This window comes from Plesiocystis pacifica SIR-1 (genome assembly GCF_000170895.1).
GTDB classification, from domain to species: Bacteria; Myxococcota_A; Polyangia; order Nannocystales; family Nannocystaceae; genus Plesiocystis; species Plesiocystis pacifica.
The window spans coordinates 1-17,885 of record NZ_ABCS01000027.1 but is presented as its reverse complement, the minus strand read 5'-3'; the positions used below and the strand labels follow the sequence as shown (position 1 = coordinate 17,885).

At 70.0% G+C, this 17,885-nt stretch carries 16 protein-coding genes and 2 pseudogenes; 13 read left to right on the top strand and 5 right to left on the bottom strand.

The features are described 5' to 3' along the window. Positions 1-117: 117 nt before the first annotated feature. A complete protein-coding gene (locus tag PPSIR1_RS15815; RefSeq protein WP_006972093.1) occupies positions 118-582 on the bottom strand; it encodes a hypothetical protein in 465 nt (154 codons plus the stop codon). 116 nt (positions 583-698) lie between these two features. Continuing rightward, positions 699-1,754 (bottom strand): threonine ammonia-lyase, encoded by a 1,056-nt coding sequence (locus PPSIR1_RS15810; RefSeq protein WP_006972092.1) that lies wholly within the window; start codon positions 1,752-1,754, stop codon positions 699-701. 322 nt (positions 1,755-2,076) lie between these two features. On the opposite strand from PPSIR1_RS15810, the gene PPSIR1_RS15805 reads away from it, so the two are divergent. The 9 genes from PPSIR1_RS15805 to PPSIR1_RS42850 all read left to right on the top strand — a co-directional run bounded on the left by PPSIR1_RS15805 (position 2,077) and on the right by PPSIR1_RS42850 (position 10,632). Next, positions 2,077-3,456 carry a Na(+)-translocating NADH-quinone reductase subunit A gene (locus PPSIR1_RS15805; RefSeq protein WP_006972091.1) on the top strand — a complete coding sequence of 460 codons (1,380 nt, stop codon included), beginning with the start codon at positions 2,077-2,079 and terminating at the stop codon, positions 3,454-3,456. After that, positions 3,456-4,724 carry an NADH:ubiquinone reductase (Na(+)-transporting) subunit B gene (locus PPSIR1_RS15800; RefSeq protein WP_006972090.1) on the top strand — a complete coding sequence of 423 codons (1,269 nt, stop codon included), beginning with the start codon at positions 3,456-3,458 and terminating at the stop codon, positions 4,722-4,724. The genes PPSIR1_RS15805 and PPSIR1_RS15800 overlap by 1 nt, the downstream gene beginning before the upstream one ends. Further along, positions 4,724-5,620: a Na(+)-translocating NADH-quinone reductase subunit C gene (locus PPSIR1_RS15795; RefSeq protein WP_006972089.1), complete on the top strand. Its 897-nt coding sequence runs from the start codon at positions 4,724-4,726 to the stop codon at positions 5,618-5,620. The genes PPSIR1_RS15800 and PPSIR1_RS15795 overlap by 1 nt, the downstream gene beginning before the upstream one ends. Positions 5,621-5,631: 11 nt before the next feature. Next, positions 5,632-6,255: an NADH:ubiquinone reductase (Na(+)-transporting) subunit D gene (locus PPSIR1_RS15790; protein ID WP_006972088.1), complete on the top strand. Its 624-nt coding sequence runs from the start codon at positions 5,632-5,634 to the stop codon at positions 6,253-6,255. Positions 6,256-6,259: 4 nt separating this feature from the next. Continuing rightward, entirely contained in the window at positions 6,260-6,859 is a 600-nt protein-coding gene (gene nqrE / locus PPSIR1_RS15785) for an NADH:ubiquinone reductase (Na(+)-transporting) subunit E (protein WP_006972087.1), read from the top strand. 59 nt (positions 6,860-6,918) lie between these two features. Continuing rightward, positions 6,919-8,151 (top strand): NADH:ubiquinone reductase (Na(+)-transporting) subunit F, encoded by a 1,233-nt coding sequence (gene nqrF, locus PPSIR1_RS15780; protein ID WP_420813362.1) that lies wholly within the window; start codon positions 6,919-6,921, stop codon positions 8,149-8,151. Positions 8,152-8,411: 260 nt separating this feature from the next. Continuing rightward, positions 8,412-9,596, top strand: a complete 1,185-nt coding sequence (locus tag PPSIR1_RS15775; protein WP_006972085.1) for an FAD:protein FMN transferase — start codon at positions 8,412-8,414, stop codon at positions 9,594-9,596. After that, the gene (gene nqrM, locus PPSIR1_RS15770; RefSeq protein WP_006972084.1) at positions 9,593-9,835 is read left to right on the top strand and encodes a (Na+)-NQR maturation NqrM; all 243 of its coding nucleotides are present in this window, start codon (positions 9,593-9,595) and stop codon (positions 9,833-9,835) included. The genes PPSIR1_RS15775 and nqrM overlap by 4 nt, the downstream gene beginning before the upstream one ends. A gap of 221 nt (positions 9,836-10,056) precedes the next feature. Beyond that, positions 10,057-10,632 (top strand): hypothetical protein, encoded by a 576-nt coding sequence (locus tag PPSIR1_RS42850; protein WP_006972083.1) that lies wholly within the window; start codon positions 10,057-10,059, stop codon positions 10,630-10,632. A 33-nt stretch (positions 10,633-10,665) separates the two neighbouring features. On the opposite strand, the gene PPSIR1_RS15760 is transcribed toward PPSIR1_RS42850, so the two are convergent. The 3 genes from PPSIR1_RS15760 to PPSIR1_RS15750 are packed head-to-tail and all read right to left on the bottom strand — an operon-like array spanning position 10,666 to position 13,504. Further along, positions 10,666-11,742 carry a DUF4215 domain-containing protein gene (locus tag PPSIR1_RS15760; RefSeq protein WP_006972082.1) on the bottom strand — a complete coding sequence of 359 codons (1,077 nt, stop codon included), beginning with the start codon at positions 11,740-11,742 and terminating at the stop codon, positions 10,666-10,668. Positions 11,743-11,774: 32 nt separating this feature from the next. Beyond that, positions 11,775-12,698 (bottom strand): GAF domain-containing protein, encoded by a 924-nt coding sequence (locus PPSIR1_RS42845; RefSeq protein WP_157595605.1) that lies wholly within the window; start codon positions 12,696-12,698, stop codon positions 11,775-11,777. A 35-nt stretch (positions 12,699-12,733) separates the two neighbouring features. Further along, positions 12,734-13,504, bottom strand: coding sequence for a class I SAM-dependent methyltransferase (locus tag PPSIR1_RS15750; protein WP_006972080.1), 771 nt, complete (start codon positions 13,502-13,504; stop codon positions 12,734-12,736). 161 nt (positions 13,505-13,665) lie between these two features. On the opposite strand from PPSIR1_RS15750, the gene PPSIR1_RS42840 reads away from it, so the two are divergent. From PPSIR1_RS42840 to PPSIR1_RS49320, 4 genes and pseudogenes are all read left to right on the top strand, one after another. Then, positions 13,666-14,298 (top strand): hypothetical protein, encoded by a 633-nt coding sequence (locus tag PPSIR1_RS42840; protein WP_157595604.1) that lies wholly within the window; start codon positions 13,666-13,668, stop codon positions 14,296-14,298. Between the two features lie 227 nt (positions 14,299-14,525). After that, positions 14,526-15,860, top strand: coding sequence for an exonuclease SbcCD subunit D C-terminal domain-containing protein (locus PPSIR1_RS15740; protein WP_006972078.1), 1,335 nt, complete (start codon positions 14,526-14,528; stop codon positions 15,858-15,860). Beyond that, positions 15,857-16,564, top strand: a pseudogene (locus tag PPSIR1_RS51240) (AAA family ATPase); the annotation flags it as partial. The gene PPSIR1_RS15740 and the pseudogene PPSIR1_RS51240, both read left to right, overlap by 4 nt. A 551-nt stretch (positions 16,565-17,115) precedes the next feature. Continuing rightward, positions 17,116-17,885 (top strand): annotated as a pseudogene (locus PPSIR1_RS49320) (hypothetical protein); the annotation flags it as partial.

Genomic DNA, 17,885 nt, shown 5'->3' with positions numbered 1-17,885 from the left:
GGCCTTGCAATGGCGACGATCACGGCGCCCTCGAATGAAGGTCAGTCGAGTTTGAAAAGGCGAGTGATATCAAACGAGTGAGCCCAGCTTTGAAGGCTAGGCTCGAACTCGTTTGGGTCAGCCGGCGAAGGGATCCTGGAGCACCAGGGTCTGGGCTGGGCGTGGGCGAGGCGGGGCCGAATCGACAGCGCGACGCTCTGGGGGCGCGCCGAGGTCAAAGGGATCGAGGAGGGTCGCGGGGTCGACGGGCTGGCTCTGCTCGGTGCCCGCGAAGGGGTCGACGAGCGTCGGGCTCGCGCGGGGCCGGGGGTGGGGCACAGGGGTCCGGGAGCCGCTGCCCTCACCGCCCTCGCCAAAGGGATCGAGGAGCCGGTGGGGCCCCCGACCCGTGGGCGGCCGCGCGGGGGGCGTGCTCGCGCTGCCGAAGGGGTCGACGAGATCGGCGTTGGCCCGGGCGGGGTCGACGGGCTCGTCGAAGGCGATCCCCGCGGCGTTCGCGGCCTTGGCAGCCTCGAGGTCCTGGGCGGACTCGGAGCAAGGCGGGTGGAAGAGCAGCGCGAACGCGAGCGCGAGTCCGGTCATGCCCGAAACGACTGCACGCGCGGTGCCAGGGACAGGCCGGGACCCAAGGCGCGATCACGCGGCCTCGGGAGCCCCCGGCGTTGCAACTCGCCTCGGCCGGGAGGCACCGCGACGCATCAAATCGCGTCGGTGGTCGGGCCGCGCTGTCCCAGCATGCCGGCGAAGGTGTCCGGGTCGATGTTGCTGCCGCACACGATCAGCGCGACCCGCTCGCCCGCGAGGCGGTCTCGAAGGGGTCCTGCCAGGGCTGCGGTCGTGGCCGCCCCCGCCGGCTCGACGGCGAGCTTGGCCTCGGTGAACAGCAGACGCATCGCGTCGCGGAGCTGGTCGTCGTCCACGTGGACGAGCTCGTCGACGTGGCGCCGGCACAGCTCGAAGGAGTAGGTCGCGGCATGGGGGGCGCCGAGGCTGTCGGCGATGGTGCGCACGGCGTCGATGGACTCCGGGGCGCCCGAGGCGAAACTGCGGTGCATGGTGTCCGCACCCACCGGTTCGACCCCGAAAACTTTGCACTGTGGCTGAGCAAGCTTGATCGCAGCCGCGACCCCAGCACACAGACCGCCGCCGCCGATGGGCACGACAACCGCATCCAAGAGCGCGGGGTAGGGGAGAGTTGGGTCGGGCTCGCGCGTGCCTTGCACCGACCGCGCGAGCTGCTCGACGAGCTCGAGGCCGAGGGTCGCGGTGCCGAGCGCCGTGGACGGTCCCTCGAAGGGGTGCACGAATGTTCGGCCTTCGTCTCGGGCGATGGCCTCGACCCGCGCGAAGCCCTCGTGAACGTCCTCGACCAGGACAACCTCGGCGCCGAAGCGCTGGCAGCCGGCCACGCGCCCGGGGTTTGCCGAGCGGGGCATCACCACCTTGGCGCTGGTCCCGAGGACCTGGGCGGCGTAGCCGACCGCCATCGCGTGGTTTCCGGCGCTGATCGCCGTCACGCCCCGGGCCAGGGCCTCGGAGTCGAGGGCGCGCATCACGGTCAGGGCGCCGCGTGGTTTGAAGCTCCCGGCCCGTTGAAACAGCTCCAGCTTGAGCCACACCTGCGTCGTGGGAGCGGTGTCGGGAACCAGGCGCGAGGGCGTTCGCGCCCGCCACAGGGGCGTCTCGTCGATCCACTCGGCGATGGCCGCTCGCGCGGCGCGGATGGCTTCGATGGACTCGGGGCCGCTCGGCATCAGCCGCGATCAGTACCGCGCGAGGCTCGGGCTGCGGGATGGGATCCTCGCCTGGACCGGCCCCTGCTCCGGTGAGCAAGCTCAACGCCTGGCGAGGGGTCCGAGGCCGGACCCGCGAAGCTCCGCTCTCGCCGGACCATGGCCGGGCACGGAGTTGCACGGTTCGCGGTGCCTGCGCTCTCGACCTGGGCGAAACACCAGCCGAGGACGCTTCCGTTGGGCCTTGCGACCAGGTACAAAGCGCCCGCTGGCGAGCCCGCGCTCGCCCACTGACCATGGGCTCCGGCCCAACCAAATTCTCTGTCAGGAGAAGGCCCCAAGCATGGCCGTACACACGATCAAAAAAGGACTCGACCTCCCGATCACGGGGGACCCCGAGCAGCGGATCGAGGACGCCGCCGCGGTCACCCGCGTGGCGATCTTGGCTGCGGACTACCCCGGCATGAAGCCGCGCATGCGCGTGAAGGTCGGCGAGAAGGTCAAGCGCGGTCAAATTTTGTTCGAAGACCGCAAGACGCCGGGCGTGATGTTCACGGCCCCCGGTGCCGGCACCGTCGCCGCCGTCAACCGCGGCGAGTACCGGGCGCTGCAGAGCGTCGTCATCGAGCTCGCCGAGAGCGAGCGCAAGGGCGAGCCGGCCCCCGACGACTTCCAGAGCTTCGAGGCGAAGCACGGCGACGCGGCCAAGATGTCCCGCGCCGAGGTCGTCGCGCTGCTTCAGGAGTCGGGGCTGTGGACGGCCCTGCGCACGCGCCCCTACGGCCGCGTGCCGGCCCCCGACAGCGACGCGCCGCGCTCCATCTTCGTCACCGCCGCCGACACCAACCCCCACGCCGCGAAGGTCGACAAGGCCCTCGAGGGCCGGGAGAAGGACTTCCAGGCGGGCCTGGCCGTGGTCGCGCAGCTGACCGAGGGCAAGGTCTACGTCTGCAAGGGCGCGGGCTCGAAGGTCTCGACCGGCAAGCACGCCAAGGTCAGCGTCGAGGAGTTCCACGGACCGCACCCCTCCGGCACCGTCGGCGTCCACATCCACACCCTCGACCCGGTCAGCCGGGCCAAGACCGTGTGGCACGTGGGCTACCAGGACGTCGTCGCCTTCGGCCGGCTGTTCGCCACGGGCAAGCTCGACGTCGAGCGCGTGCTCAGCTTCGCCGGCCCGACCGTCGACGAGCCCCGCCTGCTGCGGACGCGGCTCGGGGCCTGCGTCGACGAGATCGTCGCGGGCGGCCTGCGGGACGTCGAGAACCGGGTCATCTCCGGCTCGGTGCTCTCGGGGCGCACGGCCATGGGCGACATCCACGGCTTCCTCGGCCGCTACCACAACCAGATCTCGGCCCTCGAGGAGGGCCGCAAGCGCGAGCTGTTCGGCTGGCTCAAGCCCGGCTTCGAGTTCTACTCGACCTCCGGCGCCTACGCCTCGTCCCTGACCCCGGACAAGAAGTTCGCGTTCACGACTTCGCTCAACGGATCCCGCCGGCACATGGTCCCCCTGGGCATGTACGAGCGGGTGTTCCCCTTCGACATCCTCCCCACCTTCTTGCTGCGCGCGATCATGGTCAAAGACGTTGGCCGCGCGGAGGAGCTCGGCTTGCTCGAGCTCGATGAGGAGGACGTCTCCCTGTGCACCTTCGTGTGCCCGGGCAAGCAGGACTACGGTCCGATCTTGCGCGAAAACCTCGAAACCATCTGGAAGGAAGGGTAATGGACTTTCTTCGCGACCAACTCGACAAGCTCGAGCACCAGTTCGAGAAGGGGGGCAAGTACGAGGCCCTGTTCCCCCTCTTCGAGGCGCCCGACACCATCCTCTACACCCCTCGCACGGTCACCAAGGCCGCCTCTCACGTCCGCGACAAGCTCGACCAAAAGCGGATGATGATCACGGTGGTGGCGGCGCTGCTGCCCATCTGCCTGTTCGCGTGCTGGAACACCGGCTACCAGGCGGCCCTCGCCATCGGCCAGGGCGCCGCGCCGCTGCACAGCTGGCAGGCGTGGCTCTACGAGGCCATGGGCATGGGCTACGACGCCAGCAACCCCGTGACCTGCGCGATCTTCGGGGCCCTGTTCTTCCTCCCGGTGTGGCTGACCGTCGGCCTCATCGGCGGTCACGTCGAGGCGGCCTTCTCGGTCATCCGCAAGCACGAGATCACCGAGGGCTTCCTGGTCACCTGGTTCCTGTTCGCGCTGAGCCTGCCGCCGACCATCCCGCTGTGGATGGTCGGGGTCGGCATCGCGGTCGGCGTGCTCCTGGGCAAGGAGGTGTTCGGCGGCGTGGGCATGAACGTCATGAACCCCGCGCTCGTGTCCCGCGCGTTCTTGTTCTTCGCCTACCCCGCGGCCATGTCCGGCGACGCGGTGTGGGTCGCGGCCGAGAACACCGACGCGTTCACGGGCGCGACCTGGCTCGCGGTGGCGGCTGACGCCAACCAGGGCATGGAGGCGCTCAACGCCTCGGGTCACCTGCTCAAGGACTCCTTCCTGGGCGCCATCCCCGGGTCCATGGGCGAGACCTCCACGCTCTTGTGCCTGGTCGGCGCGACCATCCTCATCGTCACCAAGATCGGCTCTTGGCGGACCATGGCGGGCGTCACCATCGGCACGGCCATCATGGCCTGGACCCTCAACGGCATCGGCTCCGACACCAACCCCATGTTCGCCATGGGGCCCGAGTGGCACATGGTCCTCGGCGGCTGGGCCTTCGGCATGGTGTTCATGGCCACAGACCCCGTGTCCTCGGCCTTCACCGACACCGGCAAGTGGATCTACGGCTTCTTCATCGGCGTGTTCGTGGTCCTCGTCCGCGTCGTCAACCCCGGCTACCCCGAGGGCATGATGCTGGCGATTCTGTTCATGAACATGTTCGCGCCGCTCATCGACCACTTCGTGGTCCAGGCCAACGTCAAGCGTCGCCAAGAGCGCTACGCCGCCGGGCTCCCCGAGGGCCAGTCGGCTGAGGCCAAGGAGGCTCACTGATGGCTAAGAAAGACACCCCCGTCTACATCGCGGGCTTTGCCCTCGGCGTGTGCCTGGTGTGCTCGCTGGGCGTCTCCAGCGCGGCGATCATGCTCAAGTCGCGCCAAGAGGTGAACGCGACCGTCGACCGCCAAAAGAAGGTCCTCGACGTCGCCGGCCTGCTCCTGCCCGGTCAGGAGATGAGCAACGACGAGGTCCAGGCGCTGTTCGACGAGCGCCTGGTGCCCCAGCTGGTCAACCTGAAGACCGGCGAGCCCGTCGCCGACGTCGACGGCGTGGGCCCGGCCGAGTACCAGCCCATGGAGGCCGCCAAGGCCGCCAAGCTGACCGCCCCGGCCAACGAGGCCAAGGTCCGCTTCCTCCCCGAGGTCGGTCAAGTCTACTACCTCGTCGACGACAAGGGCGCGGTCAAGAAGCTCATCCTGCCCATCGAGGGCTACGGGCTGTGGGGCTTCCTCTACGGCTACCTGGCCCTCGAGGCCGACGGCCAGACCATCGCCGGTATCACCTACTACAAGCACGCCGAGACCCCGGGTCTGGGCGGCGAGGTCGACAACCCGCGCTGGAAGGGGCTGTGGAAGGGCAAGAAGGCCTTCACCCCCGGGACCTCCGAGGTCGCCATCGCCGTGGTCAAGAACGCCTCGGGCGAGCACGAGGTCGACTCGCTCTCGGGCGCGACCATCACCAGCCGCGGCGTCAGCAACATGATGGACTTTTGGCTCGGGGAGAACGCCTACGGGCCCTTCCTGGCCAAGGTCCGCGAGAGCGGCCCGCCGGCCATCGTCGGCGCGACCGCGCCCGCGGGCGACGGCGAGCACGCCGACGCCGACGCCGACTCCAACCCCGAACCCGCACCCGCCAAGGCCGACGGCCACGGTGAGGGTGAGGCCCACTGAGGAGCTAGGACATGGCTAGCAAGAGCAAAGAAGTCCTCCTCGATCCCCTGCTCAACACCAACCCCATCGCGGTCCAGGTCCTCGGCATCTGCTCGGCCCTCGCGGTCACCTCCAAGCTCGAGACCGCGGTGGTCATGTCCATCGCGCTCACGGTGGTCGTGGCCCTGTCGAACCTCTCGATCAGCCTGATCCGCGACTACATCCCGTCGAGCATCCGCATCATCGTCCAGCTGACGATCATCGCCTCGCTGGTCATCATCACGGACCAGGTGCTCAAGGCCTTCGTCTACGACGTCGCCACGCAGCTGTCGGTGTTCGTCGGGCTCATCATCACGAACTGCATCGTGATGGGCCGGGCCGAGGCCTTTGCGATGCAAAACGAGCCCTGGCCCAGCTTCGTCGACGGCGTCGGCAACGGCCTGGGCTACAGCCTGATCCTCATCTCCGTCGGCTTCGTCCGCGAGCTGCTGGGCTCGGGCGCGGTGTTCGGCGTGTCGGTCATGCCCCTGGTCACCGAGGGCGGCTGGTACACCCCCAACGGCCTCATGGTCCTGTCGCCGGCGGCCTTCTTCCTGATCGGCGTCGCCATCTGGATCATGCGCACCATCAACCCCGACCTGGTCGAGGAGCAGTAGACCGATGTTCGAGCATTATCTGAGCCTCCTGGTCAAAGCCACGTTCATCGAGAACATGGCGCTGGCCTTCTTCCTGGGCATGTGCTCCTTCCTGGCCGTCTCCCAGAAGGTCAAGACGGCCATCGGCCTGGGCGCCGCGGTGGTCTTCGTGTTGACGGTCACCTGCCCGCTCAACGCCGCGCTGTACCACTACGTCCTCAAGGAGGGCGCGCTCATCGAGGGCGTCGACCTGTCCTTCCTCAACTTCCTGACCTTCATCGGCACCATCGCCGCGGCGGTCCAGGTCGTCGAGATGGCCCTCGAGAAGTTCGCCCCGGCCCTGCACGCGGCCCTGGGCGTGTTCCTCCCGCTCATCGCGGTCAACTGCGCCATCCTCGGCGCGAGCCTGTTCATGGTCGACCGCGACTACTACGTCGTCGACTCGCTGTTCTTCGGCTTCGGCTCGGGCCTGGGCTTCGCCCTCGCCATCGCGGCCCTCGCCGCGATCCGCGAGAAGATGCGCTACTCCGACGTCCCCCCGGCCCTGCGTGGCCTGGGCATCACCTTCATCGTCACCGGACTCATGGCCATCGGCTTCATGATGTTCGGCGGCATCTCGCTCTGAACCCGTCCAGTTAGGAGAGAACGACGATGTTCGAACTCAACATGCTGCTGGCCGCGGAGCTGTCCCAGGGCGCCATGGTTGGCCTGTCCACGGCGATGTTCGTGGGCGTCATCCTGGCCCTGGTCGCGGTCCTGCTCGTCGCGCGCAACAGCCTCGTCAACACCGAGGACGTCACCATCCTCATCAACGAGGACTCCAGCAAGGCGCTCAAGATCCCCGCCGGCGCCACGCTGCTCAACACCCTCGCTGACAACAAGATCTTCATCCCCTCCGCCTGCGGCGGCATGGGCTCGTGCGGCGTGTGCATCGTGCACGTCCACGAGGGCGGCGGCGCCGTGCTGCCGACCGAGGAGGGCTGGCTCAGCCGCGGTCAGATCCGCGAGGGCTGCCGCCTGGCCTGCCAGGTCAAGGTCAAGCAGAACATGGAGATCGAGGTCGAGCCCGAGGTCTTCAGCGTCAAGAAGTGGGAGTGCACCGTGCGCTCCAACGACAACGTGGCGACCTTCATCAAGGAGCTCATCCTCGAGCTGCCCGAGGGCGAAGAGGTCCCCTTCCGCGCCGGCGGCTACATCCAGATCGAGTGCCCCCCGCACACCGTCCACTACAAGGACTTCGACATCGGCGAGGAGTACCGGGGCGACTGGGACCGCTTCAACATGTGGCGCTTCACCTCCGTCGTGGACGAGGACGTGACCCGGGCCTACTCCATGGCCAACTACCCCGAGGAGTTCGGGATCATCATGCTCAACGTGCGCGTGGCCTCGCCCCCGCCGCGTCAGCCGGACCTTCCGCCGGGCAAGATGAGCTCGTACATCTTCAACCTCAAAGAGGGGGACAAGGTCACGATCTCGGGCCCCTACGGCGAGTTCTACGCCCGCGAGACCGACGCGGAGATGGTCTTCATCGGCGGCGGCGCTGGCATGGCGCCGATGCGCTCGCACATCTTCGACCAGTTCAAGCGGATCAAGACCGAGCGCAAGGTCTCGTTCTGGTACGGCGCTCGCTCCCTGCGCGAGGCCTTCTACATCGACCACTTCGACGGCATCGCCGAGGAGTTCCCGAACTTCAACTGGACCCTGGCCCTCTCGGACCCGCTCCCGGAGGACAACTGGGAGGGCCCCACGGGCTTCATCCACGCCGTGTGCCGCGAGCTCTACCTCGACAAGCACGAGGCCCCCGAGGACTGCGAGTTCTACATCTGCGGCCCGCCGATGATGAACCAGGCCGTCATCCAGATGGCCCTCGAGCTCGGGGTCGAGCCCGAGAACGTGATGTTCGACGACTTCGGCTGAGCCGAGTCCGGACCACCAAACCCAAAAGGGGGCGCGCCGCGAGGCTCGCCCCTTTCTTCTTTGCCCCCGCAGGCGCCTCGGACTGGGGGCACTTCGTCGCTGCCGCTCCTCCGTTTGGGCTTGGTGGGCAATGGCGTTCGTTCCTTCGAGCGGGCATTGGGTCGCCCCCGCGAGCGGGGGCGCTCTCTGACGGAGATGATCGGCGCAGTGGTTGGGGGACCAGGCTTGGCTTGGCGCGCTTTTCGGGTAGGTTCGCTGGGATGAGCGAGCCGCGGACCACCTCGACCGTGAACACCGGGCGGAGCCGGCTGTCGATCGTGTTCATCGGCCTCCTGGGGCTTTTGGGCATGGTCTACCTGCTGTGGCCCCGGGAGCCGGCGGTGCGCTCGGGGGCGCTGACGGAGGTCGCCGGCGAGGCCGTGGACGGCCTGCGCTGGGAGGCCCGCAGCGTCGAGGGCCGGGCGCTGGTCCTCGGCCCGACCATGGGGACGACCTTCACCGTGGTCGTCGCCGGTCGAGACGCCGACGGCGAGGCCGTCGAGCTGCCCAGCGACGAGGCCATGGCCGGGCTGGCCGAGGCCATCTACGCCGAGCTCGAGGCCGTCAACGACGAGATGTCGACCTACCGGCCGGAGTCGGAGCTGAGCCGCTTCAACCGCGCGGGCAAGGGCCAGGCGATCGCCGCCTCGGCGCACCTGGTCGAGGTCATGGCCCTGGCCAAGGCCGTCAGCGCCGACTCGGGCGGGGCCTTCGACGTCACCGTGGGCCCGCTGGTCGACGCCTGGGGCTTCGGCTCGAAGTCCGACCCCAGCGCCCGCCGGAGCCTCAGCGCCGACGACCTGAGCGTCCTCGACCGCCTCGTGGGCGACGAGAAGCTGATCGTCGACGTCGAGACCCAGACGCTCGAGAAGACCGTCGACGAGCTGCGCGTGGATCTCTCGGCCATCGCCAAGGGCCACGGCTGCGACCGCGTCGCCGCCGTGCTCGAGGCCGAGGGCTTTCGCCACTACATGGTCGAGGTCGGCGGGGAGGTCCGGGCGCGCGGGCGAAACCACCAGGACGAGCCGTGGCGCGTGGGCATCGAGCGCCCCACCGCCGACGCCGCGGGCACCCGCGCGGTCCAGTCGATCCTGCCCGTGACCGACGCCGGGGTGGCGACGAGCGGCGACTACCGGAACTATTGGGAGAAGGACGGCGTACGCTACTCGCACACCATCGACCCGCGCACCGGCCGGCCCATCACCCACCGCCTGGCCAGCGTCACCGTGGTCCACGCACAGTCCGCCGCGGCCGCCGACGCCTGGGCCACCGCCCTGAACGTCCTGGGCCCAAAAGAGGGGCTCGCCCTGGCCACTCGGGAGGGTCTCGCTGCATACTTCCTCATCCGCACCGCCGAGGGCTTCGAGGCCCAGAGCACCCCGGCCTACCAGGAGCTGAACCCATGAACTTCGCCGTCGTCCTGCTGACCGTCGCCATCTTCGCCATGCTCATGACCGGCATGGCCGTGGGGGTCATCTTTTCGAACAAGCCGCTGCGGGGATCCTGCGGCGGGGTGGGGACGGACTGCGCCTGCGAGGAGGCCGGGACGCCGGGGGCGTGCAAGATCGAGGGCAACGACGCCGACGCGAGCGCGCCGCCGAGCGCCTTCAAGGCGCCGGGCGAGCTGATGCAGCTGCGCAAGTAGCCGAGCGCCGCCTCGAGCACCAACGACGCCCGCCGACCTCGGTCGCGGGCGTCGTTGCATTTGGTGCCCGTCATCGGGCGGCGGATGTTGCCCAAAATATCTAAATTGACGCCCCAGGTTACCGTCATGAAAAAGCAGGCGGTTTTGAGCACGGTTTGGGTGTTCGTAGAGACGGACGGACGGGGCTTGGCCATGGACGCGGGTGAAAGGACCGACCACCCATGTTCAAGATCAACATCCAGTCCATCGTCCTGTTCGCCGCCGCGCTGAGCTTCACCGGCGCCTGCACCGAAGAGGAGAGCGTCGGCCTCGACGGCCTCGCCGAGCTCGAGGACGTCGAGGAGCGCAGCGCCAGCTGCCAGGCCGCCTGCGGCGACCAGCTCGACATGTGCGAGATGCAGTGCGAGGGCAGCTACCACCCCTACTACGACGAGGCGCAGTTCAACTGGTGCGTGGACCAGTGCTTCGACGACTACGACACCTGCGCGAACGAGGACTTCGCGTACTCGCAGCCGACCGGCCAGATCTGCCACCTCGACCTCGACACGCACTGGTTCGACGTCGACATCGAGTTCTACACCGTCGACGCGTGGTCCGACCACAGCTGCGCCGGCCAGCAGGACCACTACAAAAAGCGCTACCTCGGCAAGGTCAGCTGCAGCCACTTCACCTCGCTGTTCGACAGCAGCACCTGCGCGAACCGGGTGGCGAACAAGGCCGCGCAGCTGGCGGGGCAGGGCTACACGATGGTCGTCGCGGACGTCGACCAGGACATGTGCCCGCACCCGCGGATCTAGCTCTCGCTCGGGCTCACGCCCAGCCTGCCCCGGCTAGTTGGGGTAGAAGGTCACCGTCGACCCGTTGGTGCTGTAGCCCGAGGAGCTGCACCCGGCCTGCACGGTCTGCGAGGTCTCGTAGCGGATCGTGAAGTCCGGGCCGGCGATGGGCGGGTCGATGGCGTAGCTCTCGTCCTTCACGGCGTCGCCCTGGACCACCGAGAAGGTGCCAACCTCGACGCCGTTGACCGAGACGGCGGCGGTCTGGGTGCCGCACCCGAGCAGGTTGTTGCCGTCGAGGACCAGGTGGATGTCGAGCTGGTCGATGGCCGCGAAGGGGGTCGAGCGCTCGCCCTCGTAGTAGTCGCCGGCGTTCCAGGGCTTGGTCCCCGAGGAGATGAAGAAGGGGTCGCCCGGGGAGGGGAAGTCGACGGTCAGCAGGTTCTGGGCGCACATGTTGTTGCACCCGTCGTCGTCGTCGGCGTTGGCGTCGTCGCACTCCTCGTTGCCCTGCCACACGAAGCCGTCGCCGCAGGTCGCCTCGGCGCACATGGAGGTGCAGGCGTCGGTGTCGTCGTCGTTGGCGTCGTCGCACGCCTCGTTGTCGAGCCACACGAAGCCGTCGCCGCAGGTCGCGGCGGCGCACATGGAGGTGCACGCGTCGGTGTCGTCGTCGTTGGCGTCGTCGCACTCTTCGTTGTCGAGCCACACGAAGCCGTCGCCGCAGGTCGCCATGGTGCACATGGAGGTGCAGGCGTCGGTGTCGTCGTCGTTGGCGTCGTCGCACTCTTCGCCGTCGTCGAGGATGCCGTCGCCGCAGACGCTGCCGGTGTCGGTCTCGGTCTCCGAGTCGGTCTCGGTCTCGGTCTCGGTCTCGGTCTCCGTCTCTGTTTCCGAGTCGGTCTCGGTCTCCGTACCCGAGTCGGTCTCGGTCTCGGTCTCCGTCTCCGTACCGGCGTCCGTTCCGGTCTCGGTGTCGGCGTCGGTGCTCTCGGACTCCGACTCGGACTCCGTGCCGATTTCGTCACCTCCGAAGGTGTCGGAGTCGGTGCCGCCATCGTCCGCGCAGGCGGTCACGAGGGCGACGCTGGCGAGCCAGGGCGCGAGAAAGAAAATCGAGTTTCGAGACATGCGCCCAGTATAGGCGCGGAAACGGCCTCGAATCAGGCGTGGCGGCGAACCTCGAGGCCGCGGCGCGCGAGGATCTGCGCGAGCCCAGACTCGAGGCTGGCGTGGGTGGAGAGGCTAGCGAGGTCGATGTCGGCGTTGACGATGGCCTGGGCCACGACGGCGGAGGTCCCCACGAGGGCGCAGCGTGCCCCGAGCATGCGCGCGGCTCGGAAGGTGCGCAGGACCATGTCGAGCTCGCCGGGGGCGATGGCCGACATGCCGGTGATGTCGAGCAAGACGTCTCGTGCGTCGCGGCCGTGGATGGCCCCGAGCACGCTCTCGATCAGCCGGTTGGCGCGGTCGGGGGTCAGCCGACCGACGAGGGGGACGGCGATGACCCCCTCCCAGACCTGCAGGAGAGGGGCGCTGATCTCGAGCACGGTCTCGTGCACCCGGCTGCGGACGATGGCCGCGCCGGTCGCCCCGCCGAGGGCGCTGAGGGCCGCGAGCTCGGCGTCGCGCCAGCGCCTCGGGCGGGTGCAGTCGTCGAAGCCGATGAATCCCCACAGCTCGCCGTGGAGGATGATCGGCAGGACCAGGATGGAGATGATGTCCTGAGACTCGAGCAGCTCGCGGGTCGCTTTATGCGGGTAGTCGGCGACCACGAAGGCCATGTGTTGGCCCGCGCGCAGCGTGGCTTCCCAAGGGCCGAGGATCTCGAAGGGAAGGTCCTGGAGCTCAGGGTTGTCGATCTGGGGCTCGATGGAATCGCGCGACCACTCGAAGCGCTGGCTGACGCAGGTGGTGCCCGCGGTGTTGGGGTGGGCCTCGAACACGTAGACCCGGTCGACGCTCAGGGCGCTGCCGACCGCGCCGAGGCAGCGGTCCATGGCCCCGGCGTAGTTGAGCTCGATGTCGAGCAGCGCGAGAGAGGCGTCGGCGATGCCGCGGAGCAGGGCCTCCTGATCGACGGCCATGTCGACGGTGGCAGAGTGGGATTGGGGGGGGGCGGTCATGGAGTGTCTGGCTTGCGGGCGAGGAAGATGCGCTCGTCAAAGCGCGGACCCCCGTCTTCGCTGGGTCCGCGGGCGAGGTGGTGCTCGGCGACGCGCTCGGCCGGCAAGGTCGCGAGGTAGTCGAGGGCCTCGACCTCGAAGCCCGCGGCCTCGAGCCGGCGGGGGAAGTCCGCGGTGCCGTAGATGCGCACGTGGTCCTCCTGGCCAAAGTGCTCGAGGCGGCCCTCGGGCGAGGTGATGCTCGCGTCCTCGTAGGTCTGGGTCCGGCCGATCTCGAGGGGGACCTGGAGGATGGCGACGCCGCCGGGCGCGAGGACGCGGAACAGCTCGGACATGGCCGCGTCGGAGTTTGGGACGTGCTCGAGCACGTGGTAGCAGATGACCACGTCCCAGCTCGCGTCGGGCTGCTCGATGTCGGCGAGATCGAGCTTGAGGTCCTCGATGGCGAACAGGTCGGCCGTCGCGTAGTCGAGGGCGAGGGCCTCGGCCCGCCCGCGCATGAAGGCCTCGACGCCGTTGTTGGGGGCGAAGTGCAGGACCCGCTTGCCCGCGCTGAGCTCCGGGGCCTGGCCGAGGTAGTGGGTCAGCAGGCGGTGGCGCTCGTAGGCGCCGCAGCTCGAGCACACCGCGTGGGCCCGGCCCCGGCGGGTCTTGAAGGGCACGGTCTCCCCACACACGTTGCACGGCGTCGGCTCGATGACCTCGTTGGGGCTGATCTCGAAGTAGTCCGTGGCGAAGTGCAGGTAGGCGGGGAGGCCGACGAGCACCGCCGCGAGTACGGCGAGGATGGCGAGCCGAGTTTTCGTCGCGGGTTCGATGGTCTCGCGACCATAGCGAGGCGCCCGCGAAGCGAGCAAGCTGGGCTTTGCACCACCCATCGTCGCGTGCGGTGCTTGCGTGGGCTGCAGCTTCGCGGGAAGCTGAGGACATGCACTTGGATGGTTTGAGGGGGCATCACCTCGCGCTGATCGCCGCGATGGCCGTGGGTTGTCAGCAGTTCAACCCCGCCTTCGGGCAGGCGGGCGGGGACGAGAGCGAGGGGGCCGAGGAGGAGAGCGAGGGCGAAAGCGAGAGCGCTGGGGAGGCGGGCAGCGGCACGGGCGAGGGCTCGACCACGGGCGACGCCGACACGGGCACGGAGGGCTCCTCGGGCGAGTCCAGCGGCGCTTCGACCTCGACCTCGGGGGGCTCGACGAGCACGGAGGAGGGCTTTACGGAGGAGGGTCCCCTCGACGAGGGCCCGTTCACGGAGGAGGGCCCCCTCGACGAGGGCTTCACGGAGGAGGGCCCCGTCGACACCGGCTTCGAGGAGGGCATGACCGCCTGCGTGCCGCTCGCAGAGGGCAGCTGCCACGCGTGCGCGGCGGACAGCTGCTGCGAGGAGGTCTACGAGTATTGCTCCCTCGACCCTGGCAAGTGCACCTGCTTCATGATGTGCGTGGCCGAGGGCGGCCTGTCCGTGACGTGCTTCATCCAGTGCGGGCCGCCCCTCGGCAGCGCCGTCGCGGAGCTGCTCGGAGGCTGCGTGGAGGAGTACTGCCTCGACGAGTGCGCCCCCTGAGTCGGCCCGGACGGGGCAAACCCAGGGTTCAGGCTGGCGGATGGGGCGTCGGGCGCATCGACGGATCCACCGCAGGCTGTGCAAAGCTCATCCACAGGCTGTGTGTTGAGGTTTGTAAGGTCTTGAAATGAAAGCTGATTTCTCGATCCGGCGCTCGCGCGGGGCTGGGGATGGGTGGCCCCCCTTGCCCGGAGCCCGGCGGTCCGTCTCAATGGCTCTCCCGCGCCATGCTCCGGCTCCTGCACACGAGCGACTGGCACCTGGGGCACACGCTCCACGGCCGTGATCGCCGCCTCGAGCACGAGGCCTTTTTGCGTTGGCTGCTCGACACCCTCGAGCGGGTCGAGGCGGACGCGCTGCTGGTCGCGGGGGACATCTTCGAGACCGCCAACCCGCCGGCGTCGGCGATCCACACCCTCAACGCCTTCCTGGCCGAGGCCCGTCGGCGCATGCCGGAGCTGGACATCGTGCTGATCGCGGGCAACCACGACTCGGCCCTGCGCCTGGACGCGATGGCGCCGATGATGGCCTTCGCCCGGGTCCACGCCGTGGGTGGGGTGCCCGAGGACCGGGGCGAGATGGTCTTCCCGCTCCACGATCGCAGCGGCGCGGTCGCGGCCTGGCTGGCGGCGGTGCCCTTCCTGCGCGTCGCCGACTTGCCCCACGCGCGCGCGGCCAGGGGCGGGGACGTCGACAGCGACGACGAGCAGGCGAGCTGGCGCCGGGACCCGCTGATCCACGGGGTCGAGCGCGTCTACGCCGAGGTCCTCGAGGCCGCTCAGGCCCGGGCCGAGCCGGACCACGCGCTGATCGCTTCGGGTCACCTCTACATGCGCGGCACGGCGCTGTCCGAGCTGTCCGAGCGCAAGATCCTCGGGGGCAATCAGCACGCCATTCCCCGGGCGATCTTCGGCGACGCGTGGGCCTACGTGGGTCTGGGACACCTGCACCTGGCCCAGGCCGTCGAGCAGTCCGAGCAGGTGCGCTACAGCGGCTCGCCCATTCCCCTGTCGCTGAGCGAGTCCGACTACGAGCACCAGGTCTTGCTCGCGCACTTCGAGGGCGCCGAGCTGCAGCTGTGCCAGAGCCTCGAGGTGCCGCGCACGGTCCAGATGCTGCGCGTCCCCAAGGACGGCCCGCGGCCCCTCGACGACGTGCTGTTCGAGCTGCGCACCCTGGCCCTCGACCCGACCCTGGACAAGGCGCAGTGGCCGTGGCTCGAGGTCCGCGTGAGCCTCGACGAGCCGGTCCCGGACCTGCGCGTGCAGGTGGACCGGGCGCTGCGCAACCGCGAGGTCCGGCTGCTCAAGATCGCCGTGACCCAGGCCGGCGAGGGCGGGAGCCTGGCCGACTTCCCCGAGCGTCGGACCCTCGAGCGCATCGACCCCCAGCAGGTCTTCGCCGACTGCTACGAGCGGCTCTACGACGACGAGCCCGGGGCGGAGCTGCTCGGGGCCTTCCACGAGCTGCGCGAGGCCGTCGAGCGCGGGGACGCGAGCGAGGCCGTGCTGCCGCCGATGGTCGAAGAGCCCGCGGAGCTCGAAGAGGGGGAGACTCCGTGAAGATCCTGGCCGTGCGGGGCAAGAACCTCGCCAGCTTGCACGGCCACTTCGAGGTCGACTTCCGGGCGCCGCCCCTGGACCGCGCCGGGCTCGTGGCCATCACCGGGCCCACCGGCGCGGGCAAGACGACGCTCCTCGACGCCATCTGCCTGGCGCTCTTCGATCGCACGCCTCGCTTCGCCAACCGCGGCGGGGTGACCATCGGTCGGGCTCCCGGCGGCGCGCCGGGGGAGGGCGGGCTGCGGGCCAACGACGTCCGCGGCATCCTCCGCCACGGCGCCGTCGATGGCTGGGCCGAGGTCGACTTCCTGGGCGTCGACGATCGGGTCTGGACGGCGCGCTGGGAGGTCCGCCGAGCCCGGGGGCGCCACGACGGGCGCATCCAGGGCCAGCAGATGAAGCTCAGCGACGCGGTGACCGGGCGCGCGGTCGAGGCCGATCGCAAGCTCGACGTGCTCGAGGCCATCGAGGCCCGGCTGGGTCTGGACTTCGACCAGTTCCGGCGCTCCGTGCTCCTGGCCCAGGGGGAGTTCGCGGCCTTTTTGGAGGCCAGCGGCAGCGACCGGGCCGAGCTGCTCGAGCGCATGACGGGCACGCGGTTGTACCGGGAGCTCGGGCGCGCGGCCTTCGAGCGCGCCAAGCAGGCCGACGCCGAGCTCGACCTGCTGCGCCGCGAGCTCGACGGCCTCGACAGCCTCGACGAGGCGGCGCGGACCCAGCTGAAGGCCCAGGTCGAAGCGCTCACCCAGGCGCGGGCGGAGCTGACCCGAGCGCGCGCCCAGGCCGAGGCCGATCGGACCTGGCACGCCCGCCTCGGGGAGCTCGAGCGCGGCGCGGCGCGGGCCAAGGCCGAGGTCGAGGGCGCCGAACAGGCCTTGCGCGCCCTCGACGGAGACGCCCGCACCCTCGGCTGGATCGAGGCGGCGCTGCCCTGGCGCGAGCGCGCGGCCGAGCGCGGCGAGTGGACCCGTGAGGCCGACGAGCGCGAGGAGGAGCGCCGCTTCATCACCGGCGAACTCGGCGGGATGGTCGAGCAGCGCGCCCGCCTGGTCCGAGACGGGGCCGCCCGCGAGGAGGCCCTGATCCGCGCGCGGGAGCGGCGGGCCCGGCTGGCGCTGCCCTCGAGCGCGCCCGCGAGCTCGACACCCGGGCCGCGGCCCTGGCCGAAGAGCGCGAGGCGGCCGAGCGCGCCCGGGTCGGGCTCGAGGCGGCGCGGGTCCGGGACGCGGCCAAGCTCGAGCAGGTCGAGGCCTCCGTGGCGCTCGCGCGGGCCGGGGTGGACGAGCGGCGGACCTGGCTGGCCGCGCGCCCGGGGCTGGCTCGCCTCGCCGACGGCTGGGGGCACTACAAGATGCTGCTCCACCACCAGCTGCGCGATCTGGGCCGGCGCGCCGAGGGTCGGCACCGTCAGGCCGTGCTCGAGCCCCGCCTGCGCGATCTGGCGGCCGAGACCGAGGAGGCCCAGGCGGAGTTCGAGGTCGCCCGAAAAGAGCGCAGCTCGGCCCGTCGCGCCCTCAAGAAGGTCGACCGAGACATCGACGCCGAGCCGCCCCTGGCGACCCTGCGCCTGCGTCGGCGCGCCCTCGACGAGGCCCGTGAGCGGTGGACCGCGCTCAGCCGCGTGCAGGAGCGCCACCACCGGAGCGAGCAGGCCACGGAGCGCCTCGAGGGCGAGCGCCGGGACCTCGAGCTCGAGCGCGACCACCGAGCCCGGGCCAGCCGGGAGGCGGCCGAGGCCCTGGGCGCCGTCGAGCTGCTGTTCGACGAGGCCCAGCGCGCCCTGCGTCAGCTGGAGGCCGTGCGCGACCTGGCCAGTCACCGCGCCGATCTGCGCGCTGGCGAGCCCTGTCCGCTGTGCGGCGCCGAGGAGCACCCCGCGGCTGCCCACGCGGCGCCCGTGGACGAGGCCATCGCGGGCCAGCGCGCCCGGGTGCTGACCCTGTCGCGGCAGCGAGACGACCTGCGGCGGACCCAGGCCGAGCACGACAGCCGGGCCCAGGTCGCCCGCGAGGCCCTGAACCGGCT

Excerpts from the sequence above, each read along its gene's own strand:
- PPSIR1_RS15815 (WP_006972093.1), bottom strand. The coding sequence starts at position 582 with ATGACCGGACTCGCGCTCGCGTTCGCGCTGCTCTTCCACCCGCCTTGC.
- PPSIR1_RS15810 (WP_006972092.1), bottom strand. The coding sequence starts at position 1,754 with ATGCCGAGCGGCCCCGAGTCCATCGAAGCCATCCGCGCCGCGCGAGCG.
- PPSIR1_RS15805 (WP_006972091.1), top strand. The coding sequence starts at position 2,077 with ATGGCCGTACACACGATCAAAAAAGGACTCGACCTCCCGATCACGGGG.
- PPSIR1_RS15800 (WP_006972090.1), top strand. The coding sequence starts at position 3,456 with ATGGACTTTCTTCGCGACCAACTCGACAAGCTCGAGCACCAGTTCGAG.
- PPSIR1_RS15795 (WP_006972089.1), top strand. The coding sequence starts at position 4,724 with ATGGCTAAGAAAGACACCCCCGTCTACATCGCGGGCTTTGCCCTCGGC.
- PPSIR1_RS15790 (WP_006972088.1), top strand. The coding sequence starts at position 5,632 with ATGGCTAGCAAGAGCAAAGAAGTCCTCCTCGATCCCCTGCTCAACACC.
- nqrE (WP_006972087.1), top strand. The coding sequence starts at position 6,260 with ATGTTCGAGCATTATCTGAGCCTCCTGGTCAAAGCCACGTTCATCGAG.
- PPSIR1_RS15775 (WP_006972085.1), top strand. The coding sequence starts at position 8,412 with ATGAGCGAGCCGCGGACCACCTCGACCGTGAACACCGGGCGGAGCCGG.
- nqrM (WP_006972084.1), top strand. The coding sequence starts at position 9,593 with ATGAACTTCGCCGTCGTCCTGCTGACCGTCGCCATCTTCGCCATGCTC.
- PPSIR1_RS42850 (WP_006972083.1), top strand. The coding sequence starts at position 10,057 with ATGTTCAAGATCAACATCCAGTCCATCGTCCTGTTCGCCGCCGCGCTG.
- PPSIR1_RS15760 (WP_006972082.1), bottom strand. The coding sequence starts at position 11,742 with ATGTCTCGAAACTCGATTTTCTTTCTCGCGCCCTGGCTCGCCAGCGTC.
- PPSIR1_RS42845 (WP_157595605.1), bottom strand. The coding sequence starts at position 12,698 with ATGGCCGTCGATCAGGAGGCCCTGCTCCGCGGCATCGCCGACGCCTCT.
- PPSIR1_RS42840 (WP_157595604.1), top strand. The coding sequence starts at position 13,666 with ATGCACTTGGATGGTTTGAGGGGGCATCACCTCGCGCTGATCGCCGCG.
- PPSIR1_RS15740 (WP_006972078.1), top strand. The coding sequence starts at position 14,526 with ATGCTCCGGCTCCTGCACACGAGCGACTGGCACCTGGGGCACACGCTC.